Annotated in this window: 10 protein-coding genes; 5 read left to right on the top strand and 5 right to left on the bottom strand. The window is 68.7% G+C overall.

Annotated elements, in window-relative coordinates:
- Positions 1-198: 198 nt before the first annotated feature.
- From DMB66_RS54060 to DMB66_RS54050, 3 genes are all read right to left on the bottom strand, one after another.
- Complete coding sequence (locus tag DMB66_RS54060; protein ID WP_233625503.1) at positions 199-1,722, bottom strand: SulP family inorganic anion transporter; 1,524 nt, start codon at positions 1,720-1,722, stop codon at positions 199-201.
- Positions 1,719-2,306 (bottom strand): carbonic anhydrase, encoded by a 588-nt coding sequence (locus tag DMB66_RS54055; RefSeq protein WP_125811840.1) that lies wholly within the window; start codon positions 2,304-2,306, stop codon positions 1,719-1,721. Before DMB66_RS54055 ends, DMB66_RS54060 begins: the two co-directional genes overlap by 4 nt.
- A gap of 174 nt (positions 2,307-2,480) precedes the next feature.
- The gene (locus DMB66_RS54050; RefSeq protein WP_125811839.1) at positions 2,481-2,849 is read right to left on the bottom strand and encodes a hypothetical protein; all 369 of its coding nucleotides are present in this window, start codon (positions 2,847-2,849) and stop codon (positions 2,481-2,483) included.
- A gap of 551 nt (positions 2,850-3,400) precedes the next feature.
- Between DMB66_RS54050 and DMB66_RS54045 the strand changes: the two genes are divergently transcribed.
- The 4 genes from DMB66_RS54045 (at position 3,401) to DMB66_RS61950 (ending at position 5,634) form a co-directional block, all read left to right on the top strand.
- Positions 3,401-3,733 (top strand): hypothetical protein, encoded by a 333-nt coding sequence (locus DMB66_RS54045; RefSeq protein ID WP_125811838.1) that lies wholly within the window; start codon positions 3,401-3,403, stop codon positions 3,731-3,733.
- A gap of 409 nt (positions 3,734-4,142) precedes the next feature.
- The gene (locus tag DMB66_RS54040) at positions 4,143-4,679 is read left to right on the top strand and encodes a hypothetical protein (RefSeq protein WP_125811837.1); all 537 of its coding nucleotides are present in this window, start codon (positions 4,143-4,145) and stop codon (positions 4,677-4,679) included.
- A gap of 56 nt (positions 4,680-4,735) precedes the next feature.
- Positions 4,736-4,945: a hypothetical protein gene (locus tag DMB66_RS61955; RefSeq protein WP_158647667.1), complete on the top strand. Its 210-nt coding sequence runs from the start codon at positions 4,736-4,738 to the stop codon at positions 4,943-4,945.
- Between the two features lie 272 nt (positions 4,946-5,217).
- Entirely contained in the window at positions 5,218-5,634 is a 417-nt protein-coding gene (locus tag DMB66_RS61950) for a M23 family metallopeptidase (protein ID WP_158647666.1), read from the top strand.
- Positions 5,635-5,770: 136 nt separating this feature from the next.
- Here DMB66_RS61950 and DMB66_RS54030 read toward each other — a convergent pair whose 3' ends face one another.
- Both DMB66_RS54030 and DMB66_RS54025 read right to left on the bottom strand, forming a co-directional pair.
- Complete coding sequence (locus DMB66_RS54030; RefSeq protein WP_125811835.1) at positions 5,771-7,819, bottom strand: cytochrome c oxidase assembly protein; 2,049 nt, start codon at positions 7,817-7,819, stop codon at positions 5,771-5,773.
- On the bottom strand, positions 7,782-8,165 hold the full coding sequence (locus DMB66_RS54025) for a hypothetical protein (protein ID WP_125811834.1): 384 nt from the start codon (positions 8,163-8,165) through the stop codon (positions 7,782-7,784). The genes DMB66_RS54030 and DMB66_RS54025 overlap by 38 nt, the downstream gene beginning before the upstream one ends.
- A gap of 641 nt (positions 8,166-8,806) precedes the next feature.
- Between DMB66_RS54025 and DMB66_RS54020 the strand changes: the two genes are divergently transcribed.
- Positions 8,807-9,322, top strand: a complete 516-nt coding sequence (locus DMB66_RS54020) for a M23 family metallopeptidase (RefSeq protein WP_233625502.1) — start codon at positions 8,807-8,809, stop codon at positions 9,320-9,322.
- The last annotated feature ends 296 nt before the right edge of the window (positions 9,323-9,618 follow it).

Genomic DNA, 9,618 nt, shown 5'->3' with positions numbered 1-9,618 from the left:
ATCGGCGGGCTCGAGATGGTCGACGCTGTCCTCGCGCGCGACCCCGTCGAGCAGGTCCTCGAGCTCGCGGAGTCGATGAAGCGCGGCCAGCAGTACGAGATCGAGGCGCTGAGGCAGATCCAGACCCGCCTGCGCACCCCACGGTAGCCGCTGCTGCCCGGGCACGCCGACAGCCGCACCGCGTACCCGGGCAACGGCTCACGCCGCGGGAATGATCCGGACGGGCACACGGTCGGCGACGCCGTGCCTTTCAGCCCAGCCCTGCAGCGCAGTACGGCATGCGTGATCCAGATGATGCACGCCCGTGAGATCGAGTTCCACGGGCCGATCGGCAGGAATGGCATCCAGGGTGTCCAGGATCCGCGGCAGCCGCAGGAAGGTCGCGTTTCCGGTCAGGGTGACCCGGATCGGTCGGCCATCGCGATCCTCGACCGCCGTCTGCAGGCGAGAGGTTTCCCACGCGGTCTTCACCACGGCCAGCAACAGCCCGATCAGCACTCCCTCGAACATGTTGACAGCCACGATCGCCGCCGCCGTCGTCAGCAGGACCACGGCCTCACCACGATTCTGGCGCCACAATGCGATGAGCGTCGAGGTCGGCAGCAGTTTGCATCCGGCATGGACGAGGACCCCGGCCAGCGCGGCGACCGGGATGATGCCCAGTAGCGCGGGCATCAGCGCCGCGAACAGCAGCAACCACACCCCGTGCAACACCCGCGACGCCCGGGTCTTCGCGCCTGCCTGGACGTTGGCAGCGCTGCGCACGATGACCGCGGTCATCGGCAGGGCCCCGAGCAGGCCGCACAGTGTGTTGCCGGCACCCTGCGCGATCAGTTCCCGGTCGTAGTCGGTGCGAGGGCCGTCGTGCATCCGGTCCACCGCGGCCGCGCTGAACAGGCTCTCCGCGGAGGCGATCAGGGCGAAGGCGAGCACCGTGCCGATCAGCGCCAGGTCGCGCAGTTGCCCGAATGAGCCGAGGCTCGGTGGTTGGATAGCGGCCAGCAGGCCCCGCACCTCGACTTTGGCCACCGGCAGGTCGGCGATCAATACCACGGCCGTAGCCAGGGCAACGGCGACCAGAGCGCCGGGTACGACCCGCAGCCGTGCCGGGGCGAAGGGCCACAGCAGCAGGATCAGGATGGTGCCGGCCCCGATCGCGAAGGCCGACAGCGACTGCGCCGAGCCGAAGATGCCAACGACGAGGCCAGGCAACGCGGCGATCTTCGCCAGCCCGCTCTGCGGAGCCGTCAGGTCGGCCATCGCGTACACCTGACCGGCGATGATCACCAAGCCGATTCCGGCGAGCATTCCCTGCACGACGGCGATGGAGATGGCGCGAAACCAGCGCCCGAACCGCAGCACGCCCAGCAGCAGTTGCAGGATCCCGGCGCCGGCGACGATGATGCCGAGGGCCGCGACCCCATAGGTGGCGACGGCCTCGGCGACGAGCACGGTCAAGCCTGCTGCGGGACCGGAGACCTGCAGGCTGCTGCCGGGTAGCAACCCGGCGACAAGCCCGCCGACGATGCCGGTGACCAGACCGAGTTCGGCCGGAACCCCCGAGGCGACGGCGACGCCGACGCACAGCGGCAGTGCCACCAGGAAGACCACCAGGGACGCCGCAAGGTCCGCGCGCGGCAGACGACGAAGGGGAGGGACTCGCATGACGATAGGTTTCGCTCTCCTCAGCAGGGGATGGGCCGGTGCCGGAGCCTGGTTCACAGCGGCACGAACGCGCCGGTGTCCGGCAGGCGGACAGTGATCTCGCCGGTGTCCACGGCGTAGAACCAGGCGTGCAGCCGTAGTCGGCCGGCTGCGAGGCGCCGCGCGACGAACGGATACGTCCGCGCGTGTACGACCTGGGCGGCCAGATGGCGCCGGCCCTCTTCGTGCAGGTCAGGGCTCACCGGGTCGCGTTGGCCGAAGCCCGCCACCGTGAGCCACCGCTCGACCAGCGGCATCTGGCGTAGTGGCCGCTGGTTGACCAGGCCTTGTACCGCGCCGCAATGGGTGTGACCACAGATGACGATGTCGGACACGCTCAGGCACTCGATCGCATACTCGAGCGTGCCCGCCACCGCGCAGCTGACCCGTGGCCGGTACCGGGGAATGATGTTGCCCGCGGTGCGCAGCTCGAAGATCTCTCCAGGTCCGGCGCCAGTGAACAGCGCGGGCATCACCCGGGAGTCCGAGCACGAGACGAACAGGGCCAGCGGTTGCTGTCCGGACGTGAGCGCCGCGAAACGCTCGCGGTGCCCGGCGATCCTCGCCGGAAAGATGCGGGCATGGTTGATGAGCGATTGCACAGGTCTACCTCGTCCATTCGGGTTACGGCTGGCAGGGACATCGGAGAACCGGACGCGTGCCGCTGCGCCGCGACCGGGAGTTCGGACGCGACTGAAAGGAGGGTTGGCGGTGAACGCCGCCGGACCGTGAGGGCCGGTAGGGGCGTTACCTCGTGCGGACGCGTGGCTGGCGGATCAGCAGCGGAACGTCTGCAGCGAGACAAGTGCCGGGCTCGGGCCCACGCTCGGAGCCCGTTGATCGCGTGGCCGGCACCCGCGGACGACTTCTTCGGCCGTGATCGCCGTCGTGGCGACGGCGCTGCTCGGCACGCGTTGGGCGGACACCTGCTGCCCGCGGGCCGGGAACCCGGCGCGATCGATCTCCATGACGTGACCGGCTTCCGGAGCCGACGACGGCGAATGCTCGGTCGTCGAGTCCTGCGCCGCGGTCGCCACCGCGAGGCCATTCGAGGCTGGGGAAGCTCCGCAGTGAGGGAGCCCCATGTGCAGCAACAGGAGCGCGGACACCAGCAACGCGACGACCGAGGTCGCTGTGCGTTTCATGGTGAACTCCCGATGCCTGGCCGAATGTCCGGAACAATACCTTTCGAGAGTTAATTCCGTCGTCATGCGCACGTATGACAAGGAGACTTCTGTGAGATTGGGCATTCCGCGTACGGCGCACCTGCGGTGGTGACAGGATCGCCGCAACGGAGCAAGCATCCGGCCGCTGCGCCGTGGCACAGCCCAGATCCTTCGTGGGAGACCCGATGCCGTCCGGCCGCCCGGCCGTCGCCACGACGACGCGCCCGGAACCGATTCGTGATGGCCCAGGACGAGACGCCAGCAGCGCTGCTACTGCCGCCGAGACGAACCGCGGTCGTCGTTGTCTGCGGAGATGTTCCTGAGGCGCTTTGACGATGGTTGTTACGGCGTGTATCGCGAGGACGTGGAAGTGTGGGTCGCGGCTGAGTACAGTGGCTCGCGTGATGGACACGCCCTGCCCGCGGCCCTCGTCGGGGCGCATCAGGCCGGGCTGGGTCGTGGCGTTTCTCGTCCTCGGCGTCGTCGCCGTGATTCATGCCGCTCAGTGCGCACCCACGATCATGAATTTGATGAGCCCGGTTGCCGTCGTGCACACCACCGCCGGCAACGCGCAGTTCGAGCCTGGCGTGTTGCCGGGCGACGAGGCCGGTGGCGCGACCGGACTGACGGCGTCCGGCGGTGGTACGGCTGTCCGCGTCGACCCGCATCTGGGCACCGACCGCGGGACGACGGGGGCACTCGCTGCCTGTCTGGTCCTGCTGGTCGTCTCCGCCGCAGCCCTGGTCGCGCGGAGCGCCCGGCAGACACGCGGGTCCGGTGAACAATCGCCACCCGCACGCCGCGCCTCGCCATCTGCTGAGATAGCGGTATCACCGGCGCGATCCGCCGTTCTGCGGACGTAGGCCGTTCAGCGGACGTTTGCGCCACGATGATCCGTCTCTGACAGCCGTCACCGCGTCAACGGTTTCCGAATCCCACACCACCGTGCGGGACCAACTCGCGTGGCCCGCTGGGATAACGGGGCCGTCGGCGTGATCCCTGCGGACCTGCCCTGCCCTCCCACGTGTCGAAGCCCGCCCGCGCCTGGCATCCCGCCTCCCCTTGGCCTGGCGTCGGTTTCACGCTCTGTGTCGCATTGGACGAAACGATGACCCACGCTGTGCCATACACCTCCGGCCACACCCGATCGATGCCGTGCGGCGACGCGGCCCTGCAGGCCGGATCCCCCGTGGTCGCCACGAAGAACCCGGCCCTAGTCATCACCGACGCGGCTCACCGCGCCATCCTCGGCGAAGACCGACGGCGGATGCCATGACCGGACCCTTCCACGCAGGCGCCGAGACGTTCCTTGTCGTTGCCGCAGCGCTGGGGCTGGTCGGCGCTCTCGTCGCGTGGCGGACCGGTCCGGTGCCCGATCTGCGGTCCTTCCCCGAAGCTGTCGGTGGCGGAGACCGACCCGAGCGCCTGGCCGAACTGCGCGAGAACCTCGACCGAGAATTCCTCACCGCGGCCCAAACGTTGATGGCGGTATCGCCGGGAACCCTCGCCGCGTTGCGGTCTCCACAGCGAACCGAACGCGTTACGTCAGCCGCTCATCGCACTGCCCGCTACCTGTGCGCGATGCGCGGCGGACCCTCGGAACCCTGGCAGGCCAGTGCCTGTTTCGGTCAGGGCAGAACGGTCGGTCTGTCCGTCGTCCAGGTGCAGGTCGCCGCCCTCGCTGCCGCCCGGCATCCGGACGATGACGCGCTGGCCGCCGATCTCGTCAGCGCGTTGGCAGGTCTCGACGAGGCCGTCGACGGCCTGCGACTGCTCACTGAGCCGCTCGCCCAAGGCGGTACGGCATGAGCTTGTCCCTTCGCCCGAGCCATCACCACCAGCGAAGGCGCCGTATCACGTCACCGGTGGATTTGGTCTACGCGGCGGCGCTGATCGCCTATGTGGCGGCGTTCATCGCTGTCATGGCGCTGACGATGGCGCACCATTCCGTCGGCGCGGACCACGCATCCGCGCCGAACCACCTCCTCCTGATCGCGACACCAGGGCACCTGGACAGCGATGGTCCAGAACATGGCCGCGTCGTCCTCGTACGCAGCGGAACACCCTCAGCGTGAGACGAGATCACGGCACTGGTGCGCCGTCCAGACGACGTTGCCGGGCACGGTCGGGCCAGGTCGAGAGTTGCGGGTACAGTGACCGCTGGCGCCCTCCGACGGCCGGACGTCTGCTGATCACTGCGAGCCTGGCCGCCCTGGTCGGGGCCTTGACTCTCACCGAGGTCGTCCCGGAAGGACAGCCGCCGACCAGCGCAGCGCCATCGCGTCCTGCCGTCGCAGGGTCCGGCGACAACCGCGTCTCCCGAGGGCATGTGCGATCACCGCACCCCATGATTTCCACCCCAGACCGTGACGATAGCTGGCTGTTCCCTCTGGCGGAGTATCAAGCGACATCGTCGTACGGCGCAGGCTGGGGCCGTGACCATGAAGGGCTGGACCTCGCGGCGCCACGACAGGCGGTCTTCTACGCCGCGCACGCCGCGGTGGTACGGACGGCCGGCTACGACGGCGACTACGGGTACAACATCATGCTCGACCACGGCGACGGCACCACCACCGTCTACGCGCACGCCGAACGGCTACTCGTCAGCGTGAACCAACAGGTCCGCGCAGGTGATCCGATCGGACTCGTAGGGAGCAGTGGCAAGGCGGCCGGCGCTCATCTGCACCTCGAAGTCCGCGTCGACGGACAACCAACCGACGTCGCGCCCTACTTCACCACGCGCGGAGTCCCGGTCAGACGATGATCGGCGCCTGGAGATACCGGATCGGAGCATCGTCGTCATGGCCGACATGACGAGGGACCAAGCGCTGCTCCTGCTGGGCGGCAGGTGGGATCGTCGGGGAGCGACGCCCGCCCACCGCTGATTGATTGTCCATCGATCATCGCATTCGGCGGCGGTCGCGGTCGGCGAGTTCGGTCAGCATCGCGTTGTATGCCGTTAGATCGGCGTCTTCGCGACCCTCGGCCTCGGCACGGTCGGCGGCCCTGTCGCGGCGGCGAGCTTCGCGTTCGTCGGCGTGCATCCATTGCCTCAGCAGCGCCGCCAGCACGACGGCCATCGGTAGCTCCCCGAAGGACCATGCCATGCCGCCGCCCAGCCGTACGTCATCGGTGGGGGTGGGTCCCCATGGCCGGGCTAGGGAGGTGAACCAGTCTAGTGCCAAGGGAGTGTTGGACATCATCAGTGTGACGCCGAGGAATGCGTGAAACACCATGGCGGCGAAGATCATCACTATTCGCAGCGGGTACGGCACGCGTCGCGGCGAGGGGTCGACGCCGATCACGACCCAGAAGAACAGATATCCGGTGAGCAGGAAGTGCCCGACCATGGCGAGATGGGCGACATGTGATCGCAGCGCAAGTTCGTACAGCCCGGTGAAGTACATCGCGTAGAGACTGCCGACGTACAGGCTCAGCGCTATCACGGGATGCGAGGCGGTCCGCAGCAGCCGGGAGTGTAGTGCCGAATGCAGCCATTCTCGCGGGCCGGGCCAGGAGGGGTCGCGTGCTGGTGGCAGTGCCCGCAGTGCCAGGGTCACCGGTGCGGCGAGTACCAGCAGAATCGGCACGACCATGTTGAGGACCAGGTGCTGCGCCATGTGGACGCTGAACAGCACCTGCGCGTATCGGGCCATCCCGCTGCTTGTGGTGACGATCAGCAATGCGCAGCCGGCGACAAAGAGCACGGTCCGCGAAACCGGCCACGCGTCGCCGCGCCGACGTAGTCGCAGAAAACCCGCGACGTACAGTCCGGCCGCGCATACCGCCGCGGTCAGGTACAGCGGTTCCGGCAGCCAGTTTCCGGCCAGCCGCCCGACGGTGAGCGGGTCGGGCATCGGGAAGCCCAGCAGCGCCTGGGCCGGAGTCTCCTCGGCCTGGGTGCCGGGTGGTGGAGTCCTTGACAGTGCGGCCGCGGTTCCCATCGCGGCGGCGAAGATCAGAATCTCGGCGGCGGCGAGTGCAGTGAAACGCCGGCGGTTGCCGGACCGCAACGCCGGCAGTGCCGCGCGACGCTGCTGCCAACCTAACGCCCCCAGCCCCGCCAGTAGCGCGCCCTTGATGAGCACGAGCTGCCCGTAGCGGGTGGTGAAGACCATGGCGACGTCGGGGATCCGGACGGTCGTCGATGCTAGGCCCGACAGCGTTACCGCAGCGAGGCACCAGGTCGCGAGCGCGGAGAACCGCTGTACCGCGGCATGCGTGGAGTCGGCGGTGCCACGTCCGCTGAGCAGCAGCGCGAGCAACCCGCCGGCCCATAGCGTCACCGGCACGACATGCAGGACCAGCGCCGAGATGGCCAGCTGATGGTTCCCGCCGGCCGCGGCGTGCCCGGTGAACAGCGGCGGCAGGAGCGCGGCGATGGCGGCGACGAGCGCAATGACCATCCCCGGTACGGACACCGTAGTCGCACAGACGACGGCGACGACACCGGCGAGGATCGCCGTCAGAGCAAGGGCCCGGCCCAGCGGCACTGTCGTGGCGAAGTTGACGATTGTGTCGAACGAGACGATGTCGCTCATGGCGACGCCGGTGAGGTCGGCCAACGTGAGACACAATGCGGCGCCAGTGCAGAGAAGCCACGCGAGCGCTGTCCAACGGACCGCGCGCAGGCGCCGGTAGGCGGTCACCGAGACGCGCCCTTGATCCCGCGGCGAGAGCACCACCGCGGCGAGCAGAAGCCCGACCGTGGCGATCGCGGCCAGGTGTGCGCCCAGCCGCGCCACCGGCAGCAACCATGGGGCCAGGCCGGGATCCGGCAGCCCGGGAAGGGCTTCACGGGCGACGCCACCGCCGTACCGCAGCGCCAACACCAGGATCGAGACCGACACCAGCACTGCGGACACCGCCAACGCGACGTGCTTGAGCGCACGACCAGACGAGCTGAGACTCTTACCTCGCCTCAAGCGACTCAGGGGCGGGCGCGTCATGTCCCGGCACCACGACCACGACCGGTGACGATACCGTGACAAACGCGCGGCGAAGCGTGGCCGGTTCCGCAGCTGCGGCCCTGCTCAGCACGACAGCGGAGGTGGCCGGTGCGAACCCTGACTCCGCGCACACCGGGGTGAGTATCGCTCCGGCCCGGGCCGGGGCGAACAACGCCATGGCGACGGTCAACGCGCAGGCGGAGTCGGACAGCGCCGGCGTGACCAAGGTGTAAATCCTCTTGCCGGTCAGCATCGTTCCCGCGAGCGACTCGTCGGGCATCTCGGTGGGGAGATGGATCGTCGGCAGGCTTTCGATCGCGATGCTCGCCGCGGGAGGGGTGATCATCGCGTGTAGATATCGGCCCTCTGCCTGAGGAGGGCCGGCCGCGACGCGGGCTCACGAATCATCACCGACCCGGACCGCGGTGCCTGTGGCATGCGGTGAAGTCGCTGACCACATCGCGCACCTGGTCACCCCGGCGCCCGCGTCACGAATCCGTAGCGGTTGGTTTGAACCGTCCAGGCGCCTCCCGCAAACTATCACCTATGAAGCTTAGGAGGTTCGATGCTGAGCGAGGGAGGCGGGTGGCTGCCTTGCCGTCGCGATCTGCCTGGGAGCCGTGCCGGCTGGCGTCTTGTAGCGCGGCTAGTAGCTGATGGGGGGCAACCGGGGCGCTGATCGGGCGCTGCGCTTCACTCGCTGTCACACCGGCCGACAGGGGAGGATCAGACGTTGTCGACCCCAGGAGCGCATCTGTCATGCCCCCGTCGAGCAACCATGCGGCACCCAGCGCAGGCCGCCACCGGCGTGTCGCCGGTCCGGGCCGGCACCGTGCGAGCACGTTGTCGCCCGCACGGTCTCGACACGCGCTCGTGGCCGTCACCGCACTGGCTGGCGTGACCGTCGTGGCGTCGGCCGTTGCCGCCGGCGCGGCGACCCTCGCTGAACCGAAGCCGGCGCCCGCCGGCCCGGCAGCCGCCCCGGCAATGCTGACCGCCGAACGGGCCGTGGACGCACAGATCGGCGCCGAGCCGCGGCTCGGTGGCACCCCGGCCGCGATTGCGGTTCGGCGGCTGCCGGCCCCACAACCGACGGCTCAGTGGGTTGATCCGATGCCGATAGGTACCGTGACCTCGTGTTTCGGACCGCGGTGGGGACGAAAGCACGCAGGTGTCGATCTTGCTGCCAGCGCCGGCGCCACCGTGGCCGCGGCGGGGGCGGGCCGAGTCGTGTCAGCGGGGGCGAACTACAGCGGCTACGGCATCTCGGTGCTCATCGAGCATGCCGGTGGCTTCACTACCCACTACGCGCACCTGTCCGTCGCGAAGGTACAACCGGGTGACATGATCGACGCCGGCGAACCGATCGGCGCCGAAGGCTCGACAGGCAACTCCACCGGCCCGCATCTGCACTTCGAGGTGCGCGAGGGAGGCTGGGACAACACCGTGGAACCCACGGCGTGGATGCGGCAGCGCGGTGTCGACCTGGGCTGTTCGTCTTGACCCACAGCGAGCGCCGGCTGCCGTCGTGGCAGGTGGAAGATCAGCACGAGTCGTGAATCCGCGCGGCGACTGCCGCACCTCGGTTCGTCGCTTCGTTCCGCAGGTCGATCGTCCTCGGGTGGTACCCGATCGTGAAAGTTGATCGGTCGCATCAGCGGCATTCGACCGGTTGGACAGATTCGTAAGCTGTCCAACGGGCATGAGTTCTGATGCGCCGTATCAAATGACAGGCATCGAGCACGTCTTGGTGCATCGGGTTGTAGTACGCAATATAGAACGGCCGAGGGTTCGCCTGC

The organism is Actinoplanes sp. ATCC 53533 (assembly GCF_003947245.1).
The sequence above is the reverse complement of the archived record's forward strand: the minus strand, read 5'-3'. Positions and strand labels throughout refer to the sequence as shown.